The organism is Rhodoplanes roseus, from assembly GCF_003258865.1.
Taxonomy (GTDB): Bacteria; Pseudomonadota; Alphaproteobacteria; order Rhizobiales; family Xanthobacteraceae; genus Rhodoplanes; species Rhodoplanes roseus.
Genome location: NZ_NPEX01000054.1, coordinates 3,439 through 28,364 on the forward strand (window position 1 = coordinate 3,439; position 24,926 = coordinate 28,364).

The following is a 24,926-nucleotide window of genomic DNA, read 5'->3' on the forward strand; positions in this document are numbered from 1 at the left end:
CGAGGCGCCGCCGGGTGAGTGGCGGCGCGACACCGGAGCGATCCGAGCAGGAGAAGCCGCAATGAAAGCCCGAGACGTGATGTCGAGCCGGGTGGTGTCGATCGCCCCCGAAGCCACCATCCAGGACGCGATCAAGGCGATGCTGGAGAACCGGATCAGCGGGCTCCCGGTGATCGATCGCACCGGAGCGATGGTCGGGATCGTCACTGAAGGGGACTTCCTGCGCCGGGCCGAGACCGGCACGCTGCGCAAGCGGCCGCGCTGGCTCGAGATCCTGATCGGCCCCAACAGCCTCGCGACCGATTACGTCCGCTCGCACGGGCGCCGCGTCGAGGAGGTGATGACCCGCTCGCCCGTCACGGTCGGCGAGGACGCGACCTTGGACGAGATCGTCTCGATCATGGAGCGCAAGCGGGTCAAGCGCGTGCCGGTGATGCGCGGCCGCGAGGTGGTCGGCATCGTCAGCCGCGCCAATCTGCTGCACGCGCTGGCGAGCGTCAGCCGCGACCTGCCGCCTTCGACCGCGACCGACGCGGAGATCCGCACGCGCGTGCTGGACGAGCTCAGCCGCCAGCCCTGGGCGCCGATCGCCCTGATCGACGTGGTGGTGAAGGACGGCGTCGTCTCCCTGTGGGGCAGCATCACCGAGGCGAAGCAGGGCGAGGCCCTGAAAGTCTGCGCCGAGAACATCCCGGGCGTGAAGGGCGTGGTGAGCCATCTCACCTGGATCGAGCCGATGTCCGGCATGGTGATCAGCGAAGGCGATACCGGGACCCGCAAGGCGGGCTGACGCGCCGCATCGCCGGCCGGGACGGCGTTCTGATCGACCGGGACGCTCCCGGTTCCGCATCGCATCATGCCCTGCGCGAACCGCATCGAGACATGTCATACAAGGGGTGGTCCCCCCCTCCTGCAGCCGCTATGAAAATCGATCCGCAGGAGGAAACACGACAATGCCGCACGGCAAGACGATCGACACGCACGCTCACATCCTGAGCGACGAGACCATGCGCCTGATCGCCAAGGAGGCCCCGGCGATCTCGCCCAAGATCACGCCGATCGACGACGCGTTCTCGGTCCTGGAGGTCGCCGGCGTCCCCTACCGGCCGTTTCCGCACGGCGGATGGAACCTGGAGAAGCGTCTCGCCGACATGGATTTCGCCGGCGTCGACATGCAGGTGCTGTCGAACACGCCGCAGACCTTCCTGTACAACATCGACGGATCGCAGAACGCGGCCATTGCTGCACTGCAGAACGACCAGATCGCCGCCACCGTCAAGCAGCACCCCGACCGCTTCATGGGGATCGCGACGCTGCCCATGCAGGCGCCCGAGAAGGCCGCCGCCGAGCTGACCCGGGCGATGCGTACGCTCGGCCTGAAGGGGGCGCAGATCGGCTCCAACGTCAACGGCCGCAATCTCGACGACCCGGCCCTCGAGCCGCTGTGGGCGGCCGCGAACGAGTACGCCGCCTTCATCATGATCCACCCGACCCAGGTGGCGGGCGCCGACCGGCTGAAGTCCTATTATCTCGGCAACCTGATCGGCAACCCGCTCGACTCCACCATCGCGGCGGCCTCGCTGGTGTTCGGCGGCGTGGTCACGCGCTTCCCGAGGATCAGGTTCCTGTTCGTCCACGGCGGCGGCTTCGTGCCTTATCAGTTCGGCCGCTGGATCCACGGCTGGGCGGTCCGCCCCGAGCCGCAGGTGCATCTCAAGGAGTCGCCGGAGGCGGCGTTGAAGACGCTGTGGTTCGACACCATCCTGCACGCGCCCGAGCCGCTCGAATACCTGGTCGCCTCGGCCGGCGTGTCGCGCGTCGTGCTCGGCAGCGACTACCCCTACGACATGGGCACGCTGGAATGCGTGCGGCAGGTGAGGGCGCTGTCGATCTCCGACGCCGACAAAGACCGCATCCTCTGCGGCGGCCCGCTCGCCCTCGCCGGCGCCGCCGCGACGGTGGCGGCATGAACGCGCCCGCCGTGTCGTTCCGCCGCGCCCGGGTCGATGCCGTCGTGGCGCTGATCGCCGACTGCCTGGCGGCGGCCGGCCTGTCGCGCGACAACGCCGCCGCGGTGGCCGAGCTGATGACCGAGGCCGACCTCACCGGCGCCGACGGGCACGGCGTCTTCCGCCTGCCGCAATATGTCCGCCGGCTGCGCGCCGGCGGCTTCAACAGGACGCCCTCCATCACGGTCGACCGCACCGCGCCCGCGACCGCGCTGGTCGACGGTGACAACGGAATGGGCCACCTGGTGGTGAAGCGCGCCGCCGAGGCCGCGATCGACATCGCCCGCGAGACCGGCGTCGCCTGGGTCGGCGTGCGCCGCTCCAACCATGCGGGGTCGGCCGGCCTCTATGCCGAGCTGCCGGTGCGGCACGGGATGGTCGGCATCTACTCGGCGGTGGCGAGCGCCAACCACATGGCGGTGTGGGGCGGCAAGGAGCTGCTGCTCGGCACCAACCCGCTCGCCATCGCGGTGCCGACCGGCGCCGGGCCGATGGTGCTCGACATGGCGACGACCATCGTCTCCTACGGCACAGTCAAGAAATACGCCCTGCAGGGCCTGCCGATGCCGGAGGGCTGGCTGATCGACCGCGACACCGGCGAGCCGATCACGGATCCGGCCCGGAGCGGGCAGGGCCTGCTGCTGCCGATCGGCGGCTACAAGGGCTCCGGCCTGTCGCTGATGCTCGGCGTGCTGGCCGGCATCCTCAACGGCGCCGCGTTCGGGCGCGACTGCGTCGACTTCAACGCCGACGACACCAGCGAGACCGATACGGGCCAGCTCGTCATCGCGGTCGACATCGCTCGCTTCGTGCCGCTCGACCGCTTCACGGCCGAGGTCGACCGCCACATGGCGGATCTGCGCGCCTCGGCGCGACTGCCCGGCGTCGAGGCGATCCGGCTGCCCGGCGATCGCCGCCGCGAGTGCCGGACCGAGCGCCGGGAGGCCGGCATTCCGCTGCCGGCCGCCCTGATCGTCCAGCTCGACAAGGTCGCCGCCGAGCTCGGCGTCACGCCCCTGTTCGAGCGCTGAGCGCCCCGCCGAACGCTACGGCGCGGCGGCAGCCGCCGCGCCGTCCGGCTGTTCCGCCGCCGTGGCCCGGCGCAGCGCAAAGCCCTTCACCAGCGCGTAGACGGCCGGGATCACCACCAGGGTGAGCACCGTCGACGACACCATGCCGCCGATCATCGGCACGGCGATGCGCTGCATCACCTCCGAGCCGGTGCCGTGGTTCCACATGATCGGCAGAAGCCCGGCCATGATGGCGATCACGGTCATCATCTTGGGCCGCACCCGCTCGACCGCGCCGAGCACGATGGCGCGGTTCAGATCCGCCATGCCGAACGTCCTGCCCTCGGCCGCGACCTTGTCCCGCGTCTCGGCGAGGGCGTGGTCGAGATAGATCAGCATGATCACGCCGGTCTCGGCGGCGACGCCGGCCAGCGCGATGAAGCCGACCGCCACCGCGACCGACATGTTGAAGCCGAGCCACCACATCAGCCACAGCCCGCCGACCAGCGCGAAGGGCAGCGACAGCATCACGATGAGAGTCTCGGTCAGCCGGCGGAAGTTGAGATAGAGCAGCAGGAAGATGACCAAGAGCGTCAGCGGCACGACGATCCTGAGCCGCGCCTCGGCCCGCTCCAGATACTCGAACTGGCCGCTCCACACCGCGGTGGTGCCGGGCGGGAACGTCACCTCGCCGGCCACCGCCTTCTTGGCGTCGGCGACGTAGCCGCCGAGGTCGCGGTCGCGGATGTCGACGAAGATGTAGACGGCGAGCCGCCCGTTCTCGGTGCGGATCGCGGTGGCGCCGCGGCTCCGCTCGATCCTCGCCAGCTCCCCGAGCGGCACGGCGCCGCCGGCCGGCAGCGGCACCAGCACCTCGCGGGAGATCGCCTGCGGGTCGTGGCGCAGCTCGCGCGGGTAGCGGACATTGACGCCGTAGCGCTCGCGCCCCTCCACCGTGGTGGTCACGGTCTCGCCGCCCAGCGCCGTGGTGATCACGTCCTGCACCTGGCCGATCGTCAGGCCGTAGCGGGCCAGCGCGGCGCGGTCCGGCACCACGTCGAGATAGTAGCCGCCGACCACGCGCTCGGCATAGGCGCTGGTGGTGCCCGGCACCCGCTTGACCACCGCCTCGACCTTTCGCGCCACCTGCTCGATCTCGGCGAGGTCGCGCCCCATCACCTTGATGCCGACCGGCGTGCGGATGCCGGTGGACAGCATGTCGATGCGGGCCTTGATCGGCATGGTCCAGGCGTTGCTGACGCCGGGGAACTGCAACGCGCGATCCAGCTCGGCGATCAGTGAGTCCGTGGTGACGCCGGCGCGCCATTCCGATTTCGGCTTGAGGTTGATGATCGTCTCGAACATCTCCATCGGCGCCGGGTCGGTCGCGGTCGCGGCGCGGCCGGCCTTGCCGTAGACCGACGCCACCTCGGGGAACGACTTGATGATCTTGTTCTGCGTCTGCAGCAGCTCGGCCGCCTTGGTCACCGACAGGCCAGGCAGGGTGGTCGGCATGTAGAACAGCGTGCCTTCGTCCAGCGTCGGCATGAACTCGCTGCCGATGCGGGACGCCGGCCACCACGACGCGGCCAGCACGGCGAGGGCCAGCAGGATGGTGAGCCCCTTGGCCCGCAGCACGCCGTTGATGATCGGCCGGTAAATTTTTATGAGCCCCCGATTGATCGGATTCCTTTCTTCAGGAACGATTCGTCCGCGGACGAAAATCACCATCAGGGCCGGCACCAGCGTGACCGACAGGATCGCGGCCGCCGCCATGGCGAAGGTCTTGGTGAAGGCGAGCGGGCCGAACATCCGCCCCTCCTGCGCCTCGAGCGAAAAAATCGGCAGGAACGACACCGTGATGATCAGCAGGCTGAAGAACAGCGCCGGGCCGACCTCGGTGGCCGCCTCGACCAGGATCTCCAGCCGCGGCTTGTCGGGCGGCGCGCGTTCGAGATGCTTGTGGGCGTTCTCGATCATCACGATGGCGGCGTCCACCATGGCGCCGATCGCGATGGCGATGCCCCCCAGGCTCATGATGTTGGAGCCGAGCCCCAGGAGCTTCATCGCCGCGAAGGCCATCAGCACGCCGACCGGCAGCATCAGGATGGCGACCAGGGCGCTCCTCACATGCAGCAGGAACACGACGCAGACGATCGCGACGATGACGCTCTCCTCGAGCAGCGTGCTCTTCAGCGTCTCGATGGCACGGCCGATCAACTCGGAGCGATCGTAGACCGGGACGATCTCCAGCCCCTTGGGCAGGCTCGCCGAAAAGTCCTTCAGGGCCGTCTTGACGCCGTCAATGACGTCGAGCGCATTGGCGCCGAAGCGTTGCAGCGCGATGCCGCTCGCCACCTCGCCCTCGCCGTCGAGCTCGGCAATGCCGCGCCGCTCGTCCGGCCCGATCTCGATGCGGGCGACGTCGCGCAGCAGCACCGGCGTGCCGCCCTCGGCCTTGAGCACGATCTGCTCCAGGTCGCTCTTGCCGGCCAGGTAGCCGCGGCCCCGCACCATGAACTCGAACTCGGACAGCTCGACGCTGCGGCCGCCGACATCGGTGTTGCTGGCCCGGATGGCGTCGCGCAGCATCGGCAGCGAGATGCCGAGGCCGCGCAGCCGCCGCGGGTCGACGACGACGTTGTACTGCTTGACGGCACCGCCGACGCTCGCCACCTCGGCGACGCCCGGTGCCTTGGCGAGCGCGTAGCGCACGTGCCAGTCATGCACCGAGCGCTGCTCGGCGAGCGTCAGATCCTTGGCCAGCAGGGCGTACTGATAGACCCAGCCGACGCCGGTCGCGTCGGGGCCGAGCGTCGGCGTGACGCCGGTCGGCAGCCGCCGCGAGGCGGCGTTGAGATATTCGAGGACGCGCGAGCGCGCCCAGTAGACGTCGGTGCCGTCCTCGAACACGACGTACACGAAAGAGGCGCCGAAGAACGAGAAGCCGCGCACCACCTTGGATTTCGGCACCGTCAGCATCGCCGTGGTGAGCGGATAGGTGACCTGATCCTCCACCACCTGGGGGGCCTGGCCGGAATATTCGGCGTAGACGATCACCTGGGTGTCGGAGAGATCCGGGATGGCGTCGAGCGGCAGGTGTTTCAACGCATAGAGCCCGCCTAGCACCGCGAAGGCGGTGCCGATCATCACCAGCATCAGGTTGCGGGCCGACCAGCCGATGAGCTTTCCGATCATGGCCGTGCGTCCGCTTCGCCGAGGCCGCGCAGCGCGGCCTTCAGGTTGCTCTCGGCGTCGAGCAGGAAGGTGGCGCGCACCACCACCCAGTCGCTCTCGTCGAGGCCCTCACGGATCTCGACATAGCCATCGCCTTGGCGCCCCAGCACCACGGGCTTCGGCTCGAAGCGGCCCTCGCCGCGGTCGACGATGACGATGCGGCGGGTGCCGGAATCGATCACCGCATCGTCCGGCACCGAGAGCACGGGCGCCTCCGATCCGGCCGCGATCTCCACCTCGGCATACATGTCGGGCTTGAGAATCAGATCCGGGTTGGCGATCTCGATGCGGACACGCGCCGTACGGGTCTCCTTGTTGATCTGCGGATAGACGAGCCCGACCTTGCCGGTGAAGGCACGGTCCGGATAGCCGCGCGGCTTGACCCTCGCGGTCTGGCCGACCGCCACCAGCGGCAGGTCGTTCTCCGACACGTCCGCCAGCACCCATACGACGGACAGGTCGGCGAGGCGGAACAGCACCTCGCCGGCCGGGGCCTTCATCCCTTCGACGGCGGTGCGCTGGAGCACGATGCCGTCGCGCGGCGCCGGCCAGTCGATCCGCAGCGGCACTTTTCCGGTGCGCTCGATGTCGGTGATGTAGGTGTCGGGCACGGCGAGATTTTCCAGTCGCTGTCGTGAGCCTCGCACGGTCGTCGTCCCGATTGCGGCTTCCCGCCCGGCCAGCACGGAGGCGTATTGCGCGGCGTCCCCGGCGAGCGTCGGGCCGTAGATGCGCATCAGCTTCTGGCCCTTGCGGACGACGTCGCCCGTCGTCACGTCGGCGACCTCGTCGATCCAGGCGTCGAAGCGCAGCGACACCACCGCCTGGCGGCGCTCGTCCACCTGCACGGTGGCGGGCGCCCGCACGGCCCGGCCGAGCACCCGCCGCTCCGCCGGCTCCGACTGCACGCCGGCCTTCTGCACCTTGGCGACCGAGACCTTGATGCTGCCGTCGTCGGTGTCCTCGCCCTCGTAGACCGGGATGTAGTCCATCCCCATCGAGTCCTTCTTCGGCACCGGCGAGGTGTCGGGCAGGCCCATCGGGTTGCGGTAGTACAGGAGCTTTCGCGGTCCACCCGGCGCTGCCGGGCTCGGCTCGCTCTGTTGCGCCATCACGGGCGTGACGTGTACGCCGCCGAGGCCGGTTCGTCCGGCCAAGAATCCTCCCCCGGCCGCGGCGATCGCGACCAGGAGAGCGGCGGCGAGCGCCGTGGTCTTCACGGCACGGCCTTGACGACGAAGCGGCCCTGCAGCGTGCCGGTCTCGCCCTGCAGCTTGGCCGCCACGGAGAGCTGCCAGCGGCCGGGGTGGCTGATGTTGGTCTTGAAACCGTAGACACCCGCCTCGGCCGCCGGCGCGGGCTCCAGCGGCGCCACCATGGACGCCATGTTGTCCGGCGCCATGTCGAGGCGCTTGGAGAACACGACCGCGTCCGGCACCGGCGCGCCGGTCTTCTTGTTGACGATGCGGACGGCGACGACGGTGTCGCCGCTGTTCACTTCGGCCTTCACGAGCTGCAGCTCGTAGTCCTTGATGTCGGCGCGGGCGACGCCGGCGGTGACGAGGAGGGCCGTAGCGGCGAGCGAGAACGACAGGCGGCGAGCCGAGAGGGTGACGACAGGCATGGGGGATCTCCCGAAAACACGATGGAACGAGGTCGCGCAGTCCCGGGCCGGAGGGCTCCTGGGCGGCGACGCAGGCGCGCAGACGTGACGGATCCGGCGCGCCGGACGCGCGCAGGCACGGTCACGCGAGGGAGATCAGGCGCGGGGTGGTTTTCGGGGCGGCGCGGGCGACAGGCTCTCGGCCTGCTGATCGGACGATCCCGTCACGGCGGCGATCTGCAGCGCCGCGCGGATCGCCGGAGCCGTGAGGGTCGGCAGCGCCTGGAAGCACTTTGCGCACAGCGCCACGGCCGGGCAGGGCTTGGCCTTGCCGGTATCGGGAGCCGGCACGGCGCCGTCCTCGTGGCACGGCATGGCGCCCGCCATCGCGTGGTGCATCGCGCCGTCGTCGACGGCGGCGACCGCCGACGGCGCCGCCACGGCCGCGTCCGCCGGCACGACCGGCAGCACATTGCCGATCATCCAGGCGAGCGCCACCAGCACGGCGACGGTTTGGCGAAGCAGGCGGACCATGCCGGAACCATAGCACGGGCGCCGGTCCGTCCGGAATAGGGGGACTTACGGGCGGCCTTCCAGCGCCGTTGCTCGAAATCCGTCGGCCCTGCTGCGCCGCTGCGGGCTGGGCCGCGTGTTCCGGGCGCGGCGCGACGCGCCGCGAACCGGGACCCAGGGCGATCGAGCAACGTGTCGGCCGAGTCCCTCCCGCATGCCCCTGAGCCCCGGCTCTGCGGCGCCTCGGGCCCGGGGCCCGATGCGCCTCGTCCGGGGCACCCGGTCGAAGCGGTATGCCTAACCCGCCCGCGCCGCCGGCGCCGGGCCGAGTGCGGTGCGAACTCGCTCGCGGTTGAGCGGCAGGTCGCGCAGGCGGACGCCCGTCGCGTCCGCCACTGCATTGGCGATGGCGGCGCCGGTCGGGCCCTGGCCGGATTCGCCGGTGCCGAGGAACGGCTGGCCGGGCCGGTCGAGGATATGCACCTCGACGGGGTCGGGCACGCCGTCGAAGCGCAGGATCGGATAGTCGGCCCAGCTCCGGCTGGTGATCGTCTCCCGGTCGAAGCCGACCGCCTCGTAGAGCGTCCAGCTCGTCGATTGCAGGATCGCGCCCTCGATCTGGTTCCTGATGCCGTCCGGGTTGACGGCGTCGCCGGAGTCGACCGCCGCGACGACTCGCGTCACCCGCACGGCGCCGCTGTCGCGATCGACCGTCACGTCGAGCGCCACGGCCGTGTAGGCGCCGAGATTCTTGTAGCGGGCGAAGCCGAAGCCTCGCCCGGTGCCGGGCCTCTTGTCGCGCGGCCGGCTCCAGCCGAATTTTTCCGCCGCCGTCGTGATCACGTCGCGCCCGCGAGAATCCTCCAGATGATTTAGCCGGAACGTCACCGGATCGATGCCGGCCGCCGCGGCCAGCTCGTCCATGAAGGTCTCGATGGCGAACACGTTGACATAGGCGCCGAGCGAGCGCAGCGCCGAGACGCGCAGCGGCATGTCCGGGATGAAGTGATGGGTGACGCGCCCGCGCGGCAGCTTGTACAGCGGGATGGCGTTGCGGTCGCCGCCGCCTTCGGGCTGCGGCAGCGGAACCGGCGGCGGCGGCATGAAAGGCCGCTGCAGATAAAGCGCGGCGAGCAGGTTGCCGGCCGCGCCGGGCCGCGTCGAATGGGTGTTGCTCCATACGTCGTGGGTCCAGTCGACGATGCGGCCCTGATCGAGAACCGCCGAGAGCTTGGCCACCATGGCGGGGCCGTAGGGCTCGTAGCGGTGCTCGTCCTCGCGCATCCACTGCACCCGCACCGGACGGTTCGGCACCGCCAGCGCCAGCAGCGCCGCATCGGCCGCGACGTCGTCGGCGCCGTTGTGGCCGTAGCAGCCCGAGCCTTCCACATGGACGCAGCGGATCTTGTCGGGCGCGAGCTGGAGCATCTCGGCGAGCGCACCGCGCAGCGGATAGACGCCCTGGCTGTGCGTCCAGACGGTCAAGCCCTCCGCGGTCGCGTGGGCGATCGCGCAGGACGGGCCGATCGAGCCGTGCATCTGGTAAGGCCGGGTGAAGCTCGCCTCGAACCGGCGGCCCTGCGGCGTGCCCATGTGCTGGGTGTTCAGGATGTCGGTGTTCTGGCTCGGCAGCTTCAGCACGGTCTGGTCGATGGTCGCGGCGTCCGGGAAATCCGAATGTCCTTCCCACTGCGCCAGCGCGGCGAGCCGCCGCATCGCCTGGATGCAGGGCCATTCGCGCTCGGCGACGACGCCCAGGAAGCTGCCGTTGCGCACCACCTCGAGCACGCCGGGCAGGCGCTCGACCGCCGCCGCGTCGACGTCGCGCAGCCGGGCGCCCGGGCTCGGCGGCCGCACGATCCTGCCGTGCACCATCCCGTCGAGTCGCATGTCCTGCACATAGGCCTCGCCGCCCGTCACCTTGGCCGGAATGTCGACGCGCCGCACCGGCCGTCCCATCACGGTCCGCCGGGCCGGATCCTTCAGAGGCGACTGCGGCGCCGCGTCCGCCTGCAGCATCTCGGCCGTGACCACCTCGCCGTAGCCGAGGCTGCGGCCGTCCGGGGCCGAGATCCGGCCGTCGCCGGTGCGCAGCTGCTCGGCCGGCACGCCGAGCCTCTGGGCCGCTGCCGCGACCAGCAGGGCGCGGACCTGGGCGCTCGCATGGAGGATCGCGGTCCCGGAGTCCTGCATCGAATGGCTGCCGGCCGTGTAGCCCTCGTTGGCCGTGCGCGCCGTGTCGGCGGTGACCAGCGTCAGCGCGCCGACCGGCACGTCGAGCTGCTCGGCGGCGATCTGCAGCAGCGCCGTCTTGATGCCCTGGCCGAGCTCGGCCTTGCCGGTGAAGACGGTGACGCGTCCGTCCGCATCGACACGGATCCAGGCGTCGAGGCGCGGCGCGCTCTTGAGGCTGCCCGGCTGCGGGATCGGCTTGCGCGGCTCCTCGCCGACATTTTGCGGCTCCTGGGGCTGCTGCGCGAAGGCGTGACGCGACAGCGCGAAGCTGAGCACCAGCGCGCCCGTGCCGGCGACGACGCTTCGACGGGAGACGACGTGCGGCAGCGGGCTCATCGGGCGGCTCCGTCGGTCGCGACCGTGGTTCCAGCGTCGGGCCCGCGCGCGCTGCGCATCAGGGCGGCGGCCCGCTTCACCGCGTCGAGGATGCGCATATGGGTGCCGCATCGGCACAGGTTCAGCGCGAGATGGTCGCGGATGTCCTGCTCGCTCGCGGCCGGGTTCTGCTCCAGCAGCGCCTGCGCCCGCATCATCATGCCGGGGATGCAGTAGCCGCACTGCGCGGCCTGCGCCTCGATGAAGCCGCGCTGCATCGGTCCCGGATCCTCGATCGTGCCGAGTCCCTCGACGGTCTTGATCTGCCGGCCCGGCAGGGCGGCGATCGGCGTGACGCAGGAGAATACGGCGCGGCCGTCCACCATCACGGTGCAGGCGCCGCACTGGCCGAAGCCGCAGCCGTACTTCGCCGCGTGGAGGCCGAGATCGTCGCGCAGCACGTAGAGCAGCGGCGTCGCCGGATCGGCGTCGACCTCGTGCGATCGGCCGTTGACCGTCAGCGTGATCATTTCGTGCTCTCCCCGCTGCCCGAGGCTGCGCCTTTCCGGATTTTCGCGAGCGTGCCGGCGACGTCGCGCCATGCGGGCTCGCCGGCGATCTCGGTGCGCACGTAATCGGCCAGGCGGGCGATCTGCTCGTCGGTGAGTGCGCCGTCGAAGCTCGGCATCAGGGCGGCGGCCTTGGGATTGCGCGGATGCACGCCCTCCAGCACGGCATGCAGGAGGTTTTGCGGACTCTCCAGCCGGGCCGCGGTGGCGAGCGACAGCGGCAGCGCGTCGATGGCGCCGCGCTCGGCGTCGTGGCAGCCGCCGCAGGCGCCCGCATAGATCGGGTCCGGCACGGCCGAGCCGCCCGGCGCCGACGAGCCGGTGGTCTGCACCGGCGTGCGCCCGCTCTCCAGGGTGGCGACGAGGGCGCGCCCCTTCTCGGCGCGCTCCGGCGCGGGCTCGCCCATGACGCTGGCGACATACCGGGCCATCGCCGCCACGTCCTGCTCGGGAACGCGGGACAGATTGCGGGCCACCTCGATCATCGGGCCGGAGGCGGCGCCGTGGTGACGGTCGAAGCCGCTGCGCAGATAGCGGGCGAGCGACTCCTGCGTCCACGGCACCGGTGCCGGATTCTTGTGATCGAGCGCCGGCGCGATCCATCCGTCCGAGGTCCCGCCGGCGAAATGCGCGCTGCGCTCCTCGGCGCCGAGCGTGTTGCGCGGCGTGTGGCAGGCGCCGCAATGGGCCAGGGCCTCGACCAGATAGGCGCCGTGATTGGTCTCGTCGCGGGCGACGTTGTCCGGCGCGAAACGGCCCGGCCGGAAGAACAGGAGCTTCCAGCCCGCCAGGAGCGGCCGGAAGCCGAGCGGGAAGACGAGGTCGTTCTCCGGCGTCGGTGCCCGCACCGGAGTGCGGGTCATCACATAGGCATAGAGCGCGTCGACGTCCTCGTCGCTCAGCTTGGTGAAGTGATCATAGGGAAAGGCCGGGTAGAGATGATTGCCGTCGCGGTCGACGCCCTCGCGCATGGCGCGGGAGAACGCGGCCTTGGACCAGCGTCCGATGCCGGTGTCGGCGTCCGGCGTGATGTTGCTGCCGTGGATGGTACCGAAGGGCGTCTCGAGCGCGCGGCCGCCGGCGAGCGCCGGGCCGCCCTCCACCGTGTGGCACGAGTTGCAGTTGCCCATCGCGGCCAGCTCGGCGCCGCGCGCAATCGTCGCGGCGTCGAAGGTGTCGGCGGCGGGCGGCGCCGCCGTCTCGATCGGTGCGTGATGGGCGTAGACCAGGAAGCCGCCGAACAGCAGGCCGCCGCACAGCACCAGGACGAACAGGACTTTCAGAAACCGCATCGATGCACGCGCCCGGCTGATGTTTGCGGAACGCCAATGCGGGGGTGCGACATATTGTTCCGAGAGCGCGGAATGCACCCACGCGCCTTCGTACGACCGCGCGCCTGTCGGGAAACAGTCACAAAGCGCCGCTATGGTTTGCTGGCTGACGGGCCATGCGCCCGAAGGCCTCGGGACTGGTCGGGGGGCTTGGTTTTTTCCTCACGCACCCCATATGCAGTCCAAGCGGCGATTGCCGCGCCCCCTTCTCACGCGCCGCCTGACCGCGGATGTACCGGCAGGCTTCGGCCGTGGGATGGGGAACCGGCACCTTCGGGTGTCGGGCCTTCCCTCCGACGAGCAGGGTTTCTTCGGACCCGCCGCGGGCGCCTCTCAGAACGGCGCCGGTGAGTCCGATGTCCTCCCGTCAGATGCCGTCGGCCCTCACGTCGTGAGCGGAACGGGAAGGATCGCGTACTCCCCCTCTCGCGTGCCGCCTGACCGCGGATGTACCGGCAGGCTCGGCCGTGAGATGGGGAACCGGCGCCCTTCGGCGCCGGGTTTCTTTTTCCGATCAGAGCCGGCGCCCGTCAGTCCAGCACGATGTTGGCGCGCTCGACGATCGGTTTCCACTTCGAAACTTCCGCGCCGAGAAACGTGCCGAACTCCTCCGGCCGCCCCGGCGCCGCCTCGGCCCCCATGTCGGCGAGCTTCTTCTTGATGTCGGGCGCCGAGAGTGCCGCGACCAGCTCCTTGTTCAGTCGCGCCACGATCGGGGCCGGCGTCTCCTTGGGCGCCAGCATGCCGAACCATGCCACCGCCTCGAAATTGGTGAAGCCCGATTCCTGCATGGTCGGCAGATCCGGGAACGCCGCCGCGCGCGTCTTGGTGGTGACGGCGAGCCCCTTCAGAGTGCCCTGCCGCACATGCGGGCCGACCGCGACGATGTTGTCGAACATGATGTCGACGGTGCCGGCCATCAGATCCACATGCGCCGGCGCGCTGCCGCGATACGGCACGTGCACGAGCTGCAGGCCCGCGATGGTGGCGAACAGCTCGCCCGACAGATGATGGCTCGTCCCGACCCCGCTCGAGGCGAACGTGACCTTGCCGGGATTGGCCTTGGCATGGGCGACCAGCTCGGCGACCGAGCTCACGCCGAGCTTCGGCGAGGTGGCGAGCAGCAGCGGCGTCACCGTCATCATGCCGACCGGCGCGAAGTCGCCGATCGGATCGAAGGTGAGCTTGCGATAGGTGAGCTTGGTGATCGGCAGCGCCGCTGTCGCGATGGTCAGCGTGTAGCCGTCCGGCGCGGCGCGGGCGCCGGCCTCGCTGCCGATATTGCCGCCGGCGCCCGGCCGGTTCTCGATGATCAGCGGCTGGCCGAGCGTCGGCGTCATGCGGTCGGCCAGGATGCGGGTGATCACGTCGGAGGCCTGGCCGGCCGGGTAGGGGACGAACACGCGGATCGGAAACGCCGGGTAGTTGTCGGCAAAGGCGCCGGTTCCGCTCAGCGCGGTCGCGGCGAATCCGGCGAGCAGGTGCCGTCGGTTCATGGACTGTCCTCCCTCCCGGTACTTCTTGTTTCAGGTGGAGACGTCGACGGTCCGGGAGTTTCGATCACGGGCGCCGGCGCCTGCTCGTAGCGGCGGCAGACCAGCGCGCAGGCGCGCTCGATATGGGCCCGCAGGAGATCGATGGCGGCGGCTTCGTCGCCGCGGCGCAGGCGATCGAGCAGAGCGCGGTGCTCGGCATTGCCGGCCTCCGCCCAGTACTCGATGCGCAGCGATTGATGGCGGTAGAGCGCGACCAGATTGTAGATCGTCTCGTAGTCGGCCAGCAGCCGGCGGTTGCCGAGCGCGCTCACCAGCGCGGCGTGGAACCGCGCATTGGCGGCGGCGAGCGCCGTCAAGTCGTCGCGGGCGAGCGCGGCGTCGGACACGTCGCAGGCCCGTTCCATCTCGGCGACGACGCGGCGCGCCGTCTCCTCGGTCTTCAACAGCCGGCGCACCGCCTCGGCCTCCAGCACGGCGCGCACGTCGTAGACCTCGCGCACGTCGGACGGCCGCGGCACCGCCACCCGGACCTTGCGGCCGGGCAGCATCTCGACGAGGCCTTCCTCCATCAGGAGGCGCAGCGCCTCGCGCACCGGCGTGCGGCTGACGCCGTACTCGGCCGCGAGCTGATTCTCGGACAGTGCCTTGCCGGGGGCGAGCCGGCCCTCGACGATGGCGGATCGCAGCGGGTCGGCGACGCCGACCCAGAGCGGATCAAACGGCGATCTTGCGCTCGGCATGCCGGCCCCCGAAGGCGTCGCCCAGAAACACGCCGTTTTCCAGCAGGCGCGCCTGCAGGTCGGCGACGGCGAGCCCGGCCACCGTGGTGCCGCCGCCCGACGCCATCGCGGCCGCCGTGCCGGCCGCCTCGCCCATCACCAGGCAGGGCGCCATGTTGCGGGTCGCGCCGTGCGCCACATGGGTGGCCGAGACGCAGCGCCCGGCGACCACCAGATTGTCGAGCTCGGCCGGCAGCATGGAGCGGAACGGGATGTCGAAGGCGCCGTCGCCGCCGATCTGCACGAAGATGGCCTGGCTCGAATCCGGCGCGTGGATGTCGACCGGGAACGACACCTGGCCGATCGTGTCGTCGAACTTGCGCCCTTCCAGCACGTCGGCGTCCTGGATCTCGTAGCGGCCGCGGATGTTGCGGGACTCGCGCACGCCCGGGATGGCGGCCGGCACCATGTAGCCGTTCTCGAAGCCGGGCACGTGCTGCCGCAGGAAGTCGCCGATGCGGGCACACTGGGCGGTCAGCTCGACGGTCGCGCGGGACAGCGCCACCGGATCGGTGCCGTCGACGTCCAGCACGGCCGAGGTGTTCACGTTCACCTGGTCGGGCCACACGGTGTTGAAGAACACGTTGCGGTCGCGGTTGGGGAAGATGCCCTCGGAGACGACGATGTCGTTCCACTTGGAGAACGAGCCGTTGAAATAGACCGGGATCGGCTCGGCCGCGTTCGGGCGCCGCGCCATCGCGGGCGCCACCTCGCCGATCTCGGCGGCGATGCGCCGGGTGTCGACGTTGTGGAAGTGCAGGATCATCGACACCGGCTGCATGCGCTTGGCCGGGCCGTCGCCGAACCGGAACGGCACGCCCGCCATGGCGGCGATGTCGCCGTCGCCCGACGCGTCGACCACGTTGGCCGCGGTCAGGGTGTGCAGGCCGCCCTTGGCCGCGAGGGTGAGCGAGGCGATCCGCTCCGCCTCGCGCGCCACGCCCACCACGGTGGCGCCGTAGATCACCTGCACGCCGGCCCGCGCCAGCATCTCGGTCGTCTTGATCCGGAAGTAGTTGCCGTCGACCGGCGTCACCGCGCTGGTGAAGCCCTGATAGGGGATGTGGCCGACCGCGCCGCCCATGGCGATCAGCTCGTCGACGATCTCCTGGGCGATGCCGAACACCACCTGGCGGCCGTAGCGGGTGACGTAGTTGTGCAGGCACAGGCCGGTCGTCGCATTGCCGCCGACGAACGGCCGCGGCTCGATCAGGATGGTCTTTGCTCCGGCCCGCGCCGCAGCGATGCCGGCCGCCACGCCCGTCACCCCGCCCCCGATGATCGCCACGTCGCAGTTGAAGTCCGCCATGCGTCCCGTCCTTTTGTGTACTTGTATACAAGTATGCCGACAAAGAGGACGTCGTCAACCCGGAAGCGCGTTGCGGTTTCTTTCTACCGATCGATTAGGGCTCGTGAGGGGAGGGCGCGGGACCGTACCGCGCCCGTCGGGCGGCTCAGCCCTCGACCGGGTGCAGGTAGCCGTGGATCGCCGAGACCACGATGGCGCCCTCGCCGACCCCGGAGGCGACGCGCTTGACCGAGCCGGAGCGCACGTCGCCGACCGCATAGATGCCGGGCCGGCTGGTCTCGTAGGGCGAGTGGACGAGCCCGGTCGCCTCGCAGGCGCGGCCGGTGCGCACGAAGCCCTGGCGGTCGAGCTCCAGGCAGCCGTCGAGCCAGCCCGTGTTGGGCGCCGCGCCGATCATCACGAAGACGTTGCGGATCGGCCGTGTCTCGGTGGCGCCGGTGCGCCGGTCGGTCCAGCCGACGCCGGTCAGCACGTCGTCGCCGTCGAGCGAGGTGATCTCGGTGTAGGGATGCAGCGTGATGCGCGGCGACGAGGCGATGCGCTGGACCAGATAGTCGGACATGGTCGCGGTCAGGCCGGCGCCGCGCACCAGGATGTGGACGTGCGCGACGGTGCGCGACAGGAACACGGCGGCCTGGCCGGCCGAGTTGCCGCCGCCGACCACCGCGACCTCCTCGCCGGCGCACAGATGCGCCTCCATGGCCGTGGCCGCGTAGTGGATGCCCTGGCCCTCGAACCGGTCGTAGTTGGCGACGTCGAGCTTGCGGTAGCGCGCCCCGGTGGCGATCACCACGGCGCGGGCCGCGACCCGCCGCCCGCCGGCGAGCGTCAGCCGATAGGGCTGCTCGGCGCAGTCGAGCTCCTCGACCGAGCGCGACACCGCGAGACGCGCGCCGAACTTTTGGGCCTGCACATAGGCCCGGCCGGCCAGCGCCTGGCCGGAGACGCCGGTCGGGAAGCCCAGATAGTTCTCGATCTTCGAGCTGGTGCCGGCCTGGCCGCCCGGCGCCTCGCTCTCGATCACGATGGTGTCGAGCCCCTCCGATGCGGCGTAGACGGCCGCGGCGAGCCCGGCCGGCCCGGCGCCGACCACGGCGACGTCGTGCACATGGTCGGGATCGATCGTCTCGGTGAGGCCGAGATCGTCGGCGAGCTGGGCGACCGATGGATTTCGGTAGACGATCTCGTCCGGCGTGATCACGACGGGGAGCTGGTCGCGCTCCAGCGCGAAGCAGGCGAGGAGCGCCTCCGCGTCGGGATCGACCGCGGTGTCCAGCACCCGGTGCGGATAGCCGTTGCGGACCAGGAAGCGCTGCAGCCGCAACGTGTCGGCGGCGTAACCCGGGCCGATCAGCACGACGCCGCCGAGGCCGAGCTTGATCAGGCCGACGCGGCGCAGGATGAACGCCCGCAAGATGATCTCGCCGATGTCCGGCTCGCCGGTCGCGAGCCGCTGGAAGTCGGCGCGGCGCAGCCGCACCACCACGCTGTCCTGCGTCGCGTGGGCGCTGACCAGGTTGCGGCGCTGGTTGACCTGATCGAGCTCGCCGGTGAACTGGCGGGCCCCGAGGGTGGCCACCAGGCGCGGACCTTCGCGCTCGTCGGGCTCGAACACCTCCACCTCGCCCTCGACGATGAAGAAGAAGTCGACGCCGCGATGCCCGCGCTCGAACAGCACGGTGCCGGCCGGCATCCGCTCCTCTTCGCCATAGGATCGCACGCGGCCGCACATCTCCGGGTCGAGCCGCGGAAACATCTGGGCCGGCCGTGCCGCCGGATCGGACGGATCGAGGACGACGTCGGGTGAAATGTCGGGCTGCGACATGCGGGTCTCCCTCGAGAATCGGCCCACGCCGGGTGACGCCCGCGCACGAGCCGGACGGTGCCCTGGCGTCGCGCAGGTCGCGAGTGGATTCTTGTAAGATCCGATCATCGCCGTGGCGACCGTCGTCGAGTACCGGCGGACTGTCGGACGCCTACGACGAGTCCGGCTCGGGCCGTCGCCCTTCGCGGCCGCGCTCGGCGCTGGATCTCAGGGCGGCGGAGAGTGTCGGCTCAAGGATCCGCTCACTCCGCCCGCGCCTCGGCGCGCTGGTCGAGGACGCTGCGCAGCTTGGCGGCGAGGCCCGAATAGGTGAACGGCTTGGCGATCAGATGGAGGCCGGGATCGAGCCGCCCGTGGTGAACGATCGCGCTGGTCGCGTGGCCCGAGGTGAAGATCACGCGCACGTGCGGGCGGCGGCGCACCGCCTCGTCGGCGAGCTGGCGCCCGTTCATGCCGCCCGGCAGACCGAGATCGGTGAACAGCAGCGTCACCTCCTCGCGCTCCAGCACGGCCAGCGCCGCCGGGCCGTTCTCGGCCTGCAGCACCCGGTAGCCGAGCTCGCCGAGAATCTCGGCCGAGTGCTCGCGCACGTCCGGATCGTCCTCCACCACCAGGATGGTCTCGTGCCGGTGGCCGGCCGGTGTCGCGTGCGCCGCTGGCTCCTGATCGCCGGCGACGTCTTCGGCCTGCAGACGCGGCAGGTAGACCTTCACCGTGGTGCCGTGCCCGACCTCGCTGTGGATGCGCACGTGCCCGCCCGACTGCTTCACGAAGCCGTAGACCTGCGACAGGCCGAGGCCGGTGCCGTGGCCGATGTCCTTGGTGGTGAAGAACGGCTCGAAGGCCTGGGCGATCACGTCGCGGGTCATGCCGGTGCCGGTGTCGGTGATGGCGACCACAACATAGGGCCCGGGCACCACCTCGGCCTCGCGCGCCGCGCTGGCGTCGTCGAGCTCGGCATTGACGGTCTCGATGGTGAGCCGGCCGCCGCCCGGCATGGCGTCGCGGGCGTTGACGGCGAGATTGAGGATGGCGCTCTCGAGCTGGTTCGGATCGGCGTTCACGCGCCAGATGTCGTCGGCCAGCATCAGCTCGATCGCGATCTGCTCGCCGAAGGTCCGGCGCAGCATCTCCGACACGGCGCCGACCAGCGCGTTGACGTCGACCGGCTTGGGGTCGAGCGGCTGCCGCCGCGCGAAGGCGAGCAGGCTCTGGGTGAGGGCGGAGGCGCGCCTCGCGCCGCGGGCGGCGTTGTCGAGCGCCCGCTTCAGCCGGTCCGGCACGTCGGCGGGCAGGTGCCTCTGGAGGATGTCGACATTGCCCATGATGATGGTGAGGAGATTGTTGAAGTCGTGTGCGACGCCGCCGGTGAGCTGGCCGATGATCTCCATCTTCTGCGATTGCGCCAGCGCGGCCTCGGCCCTCTCGCGCTGGCCGATCTCGTGGCGCAGCCGTTCGTTGGCCGCCTCGAGGTCGCGGGTCCGCTCCTCGACGCGGCGCTCCAGGGTCTCGTTCATGCGCCGCATCGCGTCCTCGGCGGCCCGGATGCGCAACAGCGCCCGCACGGCCGCGGCGAGCTCCTGCGGCTCGGCCGGCTGGACCAGGTAGGAATCGGCACCGCTGTCGAGGCCGGTCGAGCGGTCGTTCGGCGTCGTGAACGTCGCCGAGGTCTGCAGCACCATCACCTCGGGCCAGCGCGCCTTGATCTCGGCGCACACCTCGCTGCCGCTGATGTCGGGGAGCTGCACGTCGAGCAGCACGACGTGCGGCCGATGCTGCTCGACCATCCGCAGCGCGTCCTCGCCATTGGCCGCCTCCAGGACCGAGAAGCCGGCGCGCAGCAGGTCGCGGTTCTTGGTGTAGCGGCCGATCTCGCGGTCGTCGACATTGAGGACCAGTGGCTTGCCGTCGGTCATGGCAGCACCCTGTTGTCGATCAGGTCGTTGAGCAGGCTCGACACCCGTTCCCGCGACAGGTCGCGCTTCGACAGGATCGGCACGCCCGGCCGCACCTTGGCGGCGAGCTCGGGCGTCACCGCGAGCGAGGTCGAGATCACCACCGGAATGCGGCGGGCGCGTGGGTCGGCCTCCAGCCGCTGCAACGCCGCGAAGCCGTCCAGGCGCGGCATCTGCAAGTCGAGCAGCACGAGGTCGGGACTGTCCTCGCAGGCGCGGCGCAGGCCCACCTCGCCGTCGGCCGCCTCGATCACCTCGAAGCGCGGGTCGCCGCCGATGAGCTGGCGGAACACGTAGCGGAACGTCTCGTCGTCGTCGATCACCAGCACACGCCGCCGCGTCGGCGGATCGCCGGAGGCCTCGCCGGCCTCGCCGTAGCGCGGCGGGATCGACAAGCGGAACACCGATCCCTGGCCGAGCGCGCTCTCCACCGACAGCTCGCCGCCGAGCAGCGCGGCGAGGTTGCGCGACAGCGACAGGCCGAGCCCGGTGCCCTTCACCCTGCGCTGGATCTGCGTGTCGATCTGGCTGAACTCCTCGAAGATGCGCTCCTGGTGCTCGGAGGCGATGCCGATCCCGGTGTCGCGCACCGAGAAGACGACGCGGCCGGTCACCTCCTCCTGGCCGGCCGTCACCGCGACCTCCCCGGTCTCGGTGAACTTCAGCGCGTTGGAGATCAGGTTGCGCAGGATCTGCGTGACCTTGGCCTCGTCGGTGACGAGCACGGGCAGGTCGCTGCCGCTCTCGAACACCAGCTCGACGCCCGGATTGGTCTGCAGCGGCTTGAGCGCGCCGCGCAGGCCGCCGAACAGCTCCGTCACGGTGAACCGCACCGGCCGGATCTCGATCTTGCCGGCCTCCACCTTGGCGAGGTCGAGCAGGTCGTTGACCAGCTCGAGCAGGCCCTCGGCGGAGCGCCGGATGTAGCCGACCTGCTTCTCCTGATCGAGGGTGAGGTCGCCGTCCACACGGTCGAGCAGCAGGCGCGACAGCGCCAGGATCGAGTTCAGCGGCGTGCGGAACTCGTGGCTCATATGCGACAGGAAGCGCGACTTCAGCTCGCTCGCCTGCTTGAGCTGCTCGGCGCGCTCGTCGAGCTCGGCGTAGAGCGCGACGACGCCGCGATTGGTGTCGGACAGCTCGCGGTCGAGCGTCTGCGCCTCCTGCTCGCGGCGACGCAGCGCCTCCAGGGTCTCGATCAGCTCGCGGTTCTGCTCACGCAACGCCGTGAGCGGGTCGTCGTCCGGACTGGGGCCGAGGGTTCGCACGATGGTGGCGAGGCCGGCCGCCGTGACCGGGGTGGCACGCACCGGCAGCAGATGGCCGAGCGTCACCACGGTGCCGCCGCCGGGCGGACAGGAGACGTCGAAGCGGTCCATCAGGCGCTTGGCGCCGACCAGGCCGAGGCCCATCCCCTCCTGCGAGCGAAAGCGGCCCTCGAAGATCGCGTCGAGATCGGCGATGCCGGGCCCGCGGTCGCTCACCCGGATGACGAACACCTGGCGGCCGTTCGAGGCGTCGATCGCGAACTCGGCGCGGCCGCCGCCCCCGTAGCCGTAGGCGTTGCGGGCGATCTCCGACACCGCGGTGGCGATGCGGGTCTGGTCCTGGCGCTCGAAGCCGAGCTTCTCGGCGAGCAGGCGCGCCCGCTGGCGCACCGCCACCACGTCGGCTTCCGACGCGATCGCCATCGCGACGATGGGCCACGTCGCGGCACTGGACGACGTCACGGCGCCGCTCCCCGTCCGGCCACCAGCACGGTGACGTCGTCGCGATGGCGCCAGAAGTCGCGATACAGCACGGCGGCGATCAGGGTCGGGTGGGCGTTGAGGAGGCCGGGATAGCGGTCGAGCGACCAGCTGCTGCCGAGCCCGTCCGAATGCAGCACCACGATGCCGTCGTCGCGCTGGTAGTCGAAGCTCTGGATCTTGCGCGCCACGTGTCCGGCCGTTCCCGGCAGCGACACCATCCGGCGCGTCGCCGTCGGGGTCACGATCGCGCCCGCCACGTTGCCGATGCCGCCGAACTCGACCGCGCCGGTCTCCTCGGCGATGCGGGCGATCGAGACGGCGGCGCCGCGGGTGGCGCGCAGGCCGCCGTGGATGTAGTCCAACACGGTCGCGACGCGATGCCCCTGGTGGCGGCCGAACACCCGGACGGCCTCGTTGGCGGCGTCGGCGGCCGCCGGCCCGTGGCCGAGCCCGTCCGCCACCATCAGGGTGAGGGTGGTGCCGTCACGGCTCACGGTCCACCCGTCGCCGCAGACGGTCTCGCCGTCCATCGGCACCGACACGACGCCCCAGGCGGAGCGGCTCGGCTTGTTGGCGCGCGGTGGCGTGCCGGGCTCGAAGCGCGCCATCAGCCCGGTGCCGAGGTCGCGCCACGACACCACCTCGACCGTGTGGGCCTGGCGGAACACGGCGCCGAGCCCGTGGCCGTTGGTGCCGGCGGTCGAGTAGCCGTCCTCGCGGCAGGCCGAGAGATCGTCGATGCCGCGCCCGCGGTCGAGCGCCAGCACCTCGATGCCGGCGCCGTCCGGCTCCTCGAAGCCGCCGACCAGGATGTCGCCACCGCCGGCGTGCTTGATCAGGTTGGTGGCGAGCTCGGTGGTGGCGAGCGCCACCCGGCCGGCGTCCACGGAGCCGAATCCGTGGCGCTCGGCCCGCTCGGCGGCGGTGCGCCGCGCCTCCGAGACTTGGCTGTTCTCCGTGACCGGAACCCGGATCATGCTGTCACTTCCACCGGGCGCAGGTCACCCGAGTCCCCTCTCCGGGCTTGGAGTCGATGGAGAACTCGTTACACAGCCGTTTTGCTCCACCGAGTCCGAGACCCAATCCGCCGCCCGAGGTGAAGCCGTCCTTGAGGGCGAGCTGGATGTCGGCGATGCCGGGGCCCTGGTCGTCGAAGACGAGGCGCAGGCCGCGCCGGATCCCGTCCGACACCACCTCGATGGTGGCGACGCCGCCGCCGCCGTAGTCCAGCATGTTGCGGGCCAGCTCGCTCGCCGCCGTCACGATCTTGGTCTGGTCGACCAGCGACAGGCCGACCTCGAGGGCGCGCGCCCGGACCTGCTGGCGAACCCGCACCACGTCGTCCGACGAACGAACCTCCATTCGGTCACTCGTCACCGGCGCCATCGGCGGCCTCGGTCTCGATCAGCCGGCGTCTGATCAGGTCCATGCCGCGCTCGACATTGAGCGCGGTCTTGACGCCCGAGAGCGACAGGCCGAGCTCCACCAGCGTGATGGCGACGGCGGGACGCATGCCCACCACCACGGTCTCGGCGTCGAGCATGCGGGAGATCGCCGCGATGTGATCGAGCATGCGGCCGATGAAGCTGTCGACGATCTCCAGCGCCGAGATGTCGATCAGCACGCCCTTGGCGCGGGCCGAGACGATCTTCTCGGTGAGGTCCTCCTGCAGCGCGGTCGCGAGCCGGTCGTGCATGTCGACCTGGATGGTCACCAGCAGGGCGCTGCCGAGCTTGAGGATCGGGATCCGGTCCATGACCTCAGCTCGCCGGCAGCTCGCGCGCCTTCACGGCGACGACGGTGCGGCCGACGCGCTTGAGCGCCAGCGCGAAGGCGTCGGCCAGCGTCGCCTTGGAGACGACGTTCAACTCGACCCCGAGATGCACCATGGTCTGGGCGATCTGCGGCCGGATGCCGCTGATGATGCAGTCGGCGCCCATCAGGCGCGCCGCCGAGACGGTCTTGAGCAGGTGCTGCGCCGTCAGCGTGTCGACGGTCGGTACGCCGGTGATGTCGATGATGGCGATCTCGGCGCTTTCGGAGACGATGGACTCGAGCAGGTTCTCCATCACCACCTGGGTGCGCTGGCTGTCCAGCGTGCCGATCAGCGGCAGCGCCAGCACGCCGTCCCACAGCTTCACCACCGGCGTCGACAGCTCGGCGATCTCGCGCTGCTGGCGGATGATGGTCTCCTCGCGGCTCTTCTGGAACGTCTCGATGGTCTGCAGGCCGAGCGCGTCGACGAGCTGGGTGACGTCCCAGGTGGTGCGCATCACGTCGGTCGGATCGGCCCCTTTGGTTCCGCTCACCGCCTCGAACAGCGGCTGCTTGAGCGAGAACACGAAGGTCGCCGTCTCCGACGGCGTGAAGCCCTGCACGGCGCGCGAGCGCGACAGGTCGGCGAGGAAGTCGCGCAACGGGGCGAAGGCCGGCTGGGCCGCGTCGACCCCGTCTTTGACCGCCGGCGTCAGCAGATCCAGGACGGTGCGGCACTGGGTCTGGAGCTCGGCCTCGCGGATGCGGCCGCTGGCGAGCGCGCCGGACTTCTTCAGGCGATCGCTCCACACGGACAGGATCGTGGTGCCCTGTTCGGCGAGCGTGGCGGCGAGGAGATTGGACTGCGGACGGGCGATCATGGTCCTCCGGGACCTTTCGGGTGGATCATGGCACCGACGCGGGCACGACTCGCGACTGCCCGGACAGCGGGCATGGTGCGGAGTGCGGCCGGTCGGGTTTCATGGAGGGTGCGACACCGATCTGGCGGGACCGATGTCACCATCGACGTCACCGCTGGTTGGCGACGCGCGGCTGGGCTGCGGCGTCGCGACGAGCTGTTGGTAACGCCGTCCGGTCGGGTTGGTTCCATCGCCCGAGATGGTTGGAGGCCCAGCCTGGATTCGAACCAGGATGTGGGGGAGCGTCAGCCCCCCCTTGCGTCGCCATTCCGCCACCGGGCCGTGACCAGGACCGTATGGGGCGCGGCGCCGCG

Annotated in this window: 20 protein-coding genes and 1 tRNA gene; 3 read left to right on the forward strand and 18 right to left on the reverse strand. The window is 70.7% G+C overall.

The window, feature by feature from the left end; all coding sequences use genetic code 11:
- Window positions 1–61: 61 nt before the first annotated feature.
- The 3 genes from CH341_RS10365 (at window position 62) to CH341_RS10375 (ending at window position 3,040) form a co-directional block, all read left to right on the forward strand.
- The gene (locus CH341_RS10365; RefSeq protein ID WP_111418962.1) at window positions 62–790 is read left to right on the forward strand and encodes a CBS domain-containing protein; all 729 of its coding nucleotides are present in this window, start codon (window positions 62–64) and stop codon (window positions 788–790) included.
- Between the two features lie 163 nt (window positions 791–953).
- Window positions 954–1,970 carry an amidohydrolase family protein gene (locus CH341_RS10370; RefSeq protein ID WP_111418963.1) on the forward strand — a complete coding sequence of 339 codons (1,017 nt, stop codon included), beginning with the start codon at window positions 954–956 and terminating at the stop codon, window positions 1,968–1,970.
- Window positions 1,967–3,040: an Ldh family oxidoreductase gene (locus CH341_RS10375; protein ID WP_111418964.1), complete on the forward strand. Its 1,074-nt coding sequence runs from the start codon at window positions 1,967–1,969 to the stop codon at window positions 3,038–3,040. Before CH341_RS10370 ends, CH341_RS10375 begins: the two co-directional genes overlap by 4 nt.
- 15 nt (window positions 3,041–3,055) lie before the next feature.
- Here CH341_RS10375 and CH341_RS10380 read toward each other — a convergent pair whose 3' ends face one another.
- The 18 genes from CH341_RS10380 to CH341_RS10465 all read right to left on the reverse strand — a co-directional run bounded on the left by CH341_RS10380 (window position 3,056) and on the right by CH341_RS10465 (window position 24,894).
- The gene (locus CH341_RS10380) at window positions 3,056–6,217 is read right to left on the reverse strand and encodes an efflux RND transporter permease subunit (protein WP_111418965.1); all 3,162 of its coding nucleotides are present in this window, start codon (window positions 6,215–6,217) and stop codon (window positions 3,056–3,058) included.
- Window positions 6,214–7,476 (reverse strand): efflux RND transporter periplasmic adaptor subunit, encoded by a 1,263-nt coding sequence (locus CH341_RS10385; RefSeq protein WP_245430983.1) that lies wholly within the window; start codon window positions 7,474–7,476, stop codon window positions 6,214–6,216. Before CH341_RS10385 ends, CH341_RS10380 begins: the two co-directional genes overlap by 4 nt.
- Complete coding sequence (locus CH341_RS10390; RefSeq protein ID WP_111418966.1) at window positions 7,473–7,880, reverse strand: FixH family protein; 408 nt, start codon at window positions 7,878–7,880, stop codon at window positions 7,473–7,475. Before CH341_RS10390 ends, CH341_RS10385 begins: the two co-directional genes overlap by 4 nt.
- 135 nt (window positions 7,881–8,015) lie before the next feature.
- A complete protein-coding gene (locus tag CH341_RS10395) occupies window positions 8,016–8,393 on the reverse strand; it encodes a hypothetical protein (protein ID WP_111418967.1) in 378 nt (125 codons plus the stop codon).
- Between the two features lie 276 nt (window positions 8,394–8,669).
- Window positions 8,670–10,943 (reverse strand): xanthine dehydrogenase family protein molybdopterin-binding subunit, encoded by a 2,274-nt coding sequence (locus tag CH341_RS10400; RefSeq protein WP_111418968.1) that lies wholly within the window; start codon window positions 10,941–10,943, stop codon window positions 8,670–8,672.
- Window positions 10,940–11,452: a (2Fe-2S)-binding protein gene (locus CH341_RS10405; RefSeq protein ID WP_111418969.1), complete on the reverse strand. Its 513-nt coding sequence runs from the start codon at window positions 11,450–11,452 to the stop codon at window positions 10,940–10,942. The genes CH341_RS10400 and CH341_RS10405 overlap by 4 nt, the downstream gene beginning before the upstream one ends.
- Complete coding sequence (locus CH341_RS10410) at window positions 11,449–12,783, reverse strand: cytochrome c (protein WP_111418970.1); 1,335 nt, start codon at window positions 12,781–12,783, stop codon at window positions 11,449–11,451. The genes CH341_RS10405 and CH341_RS10410 overlap by 4 nt, the downstream gene beginning before the upstream one ends.
- A 569-nt stretch (window positions 12,784–13,352) precedes the next feature.
- The gene (locus tag CH341_RS10415) at window positions 13,353–14,318 is read right to left on the reverse strand and encodes a Bug family tripartite tricarboxylate transporter substrate binding protein (RefSeq protein WP_111418971.1); all 966 of its coding nucleotides are present in this window, start codon (window positions 14,316–14,318) and stop codon (window positions 13,353–13,355) included.
- Window positions 14,315–15,058, reverse strand: coding sequence for a GntR family transcriptional regulator (locus CH341_RS10420; protein WP_111418972.1), 744 nt, complete (start codon window positions 15,056–15,058; stop codon window positions 14,315–14,317). Before CH341_RS10420 ends, CH341_RS10415 begins: the two co-directional genes overlap by 4 nt.
- A complete protein-coding gene (locus tag CH341_RS10425) occupies window positions 15,033–16,406 on the reverse strand; it encodes an FAD-dependent oxidoreductase (RefSeq protein WP_111418973.1) in 1,374 nt (457 codons plus the stop codon). The genes CH341_RS10420 and CH341_RS10425 overlap by 26 nt, the downstream gene beginning before the upstream one ends.
- 145 nt (window positions 16,407–16,551) lie before the next feature.
- Window positions 16,552–18,231 carry an FAD-dependent oxidoreductase gene (locus tag CH341_RS10430; protein ID WP_111418974.1) on the reverse strand — a complete coding sequence of 560 codons (1,680 nt, stop codon included), beginning with the start codon at window positions 18,229–18,231 and terminating at the stop codon, window positions 16,552–16,554.
- A 242-nt stretch (window positions 18,232–18,473) separates the two neighbouring features.
- Window positions 18,474–20,147: a response regulator gene (locus CH341_RS10435; protein WP_111418975.1), complete on the reverse strand. Its 1,674-nt coding sequence runs from the start codon at window positions 20,145–20,147 to the stop codon at window positions 18,474–18,476.
- Window positions 20,144–21,916 carry an ATP-binding response regulator gene (locus tag CH341_RS10440; protein ID WP_245430984.1) on the reverse strand — a complete coding sequence of 591 codons (1,773 nt, stop codon included), beginning with the start codon at window positions 21,914–21,916 and terminating at the stop codon, window positions 20,144–20,146. The genes CH341_RS10435 and CH341_RS10440 overlap by 4 nt, the downstream gene beginning before the upstream one ends.
- Entirely contained in the window at window positions 21,913–22,914 is a 1,002-nt protein-coding gene (locus tag CH341_RS10445) for an ATP-binding protein (RefSeq protein ID WP_111418976.1), read from the reverse strand. The genes CH341_RS10440 and CH341_RS10445 overlap by 4 nt, the downstream gene beginning before the upstream one ends.
- 4 nt (window positions 22,915–22,918) lie before the next feature.
- Entirely contained in the window at window positions 22,919–23,299 is a 381-nt protein-coding gene (locus CH341_RS10450) for an anti-sigma regulatory factor (protein WP_111418977.1), read from the reverse strand.
- 4 nt (window positions 23,300–23,303) lie between these two features.
- Window positions 23,304–23,693, reverse strand: coding sequence for an STAS domain-containing protein (locus CH341_RS10455; protein WP_111418978.1), 390 nt, complete (start codon window positions 23,691–23,693; stop codon window positions 23,304–23,306).
- Between the two features lie 4 nt (window positions 23,694–23,697).
- Window positions 23,698–24,573: an STAS domain-containing protein gene (locus tag CH341_RS10460; RefSeq protein ID WP_111418979.1), complete on the reverse strand. Its 876-nt coding sequence runs from the start codon at window positions 24,571–24,573 to the stop codon at window positions 23,698–23,700.
- Between the two features lie 243 nt (window positions 24,574–24,816).
- A tRNA-Val gene (locus CH341_RS10465) sits at window positions 24,817–24,894 on the reverse strand.
- Between the last annotated feature and the right edge of the window lie 32 nt (window positions 24,895–24,926).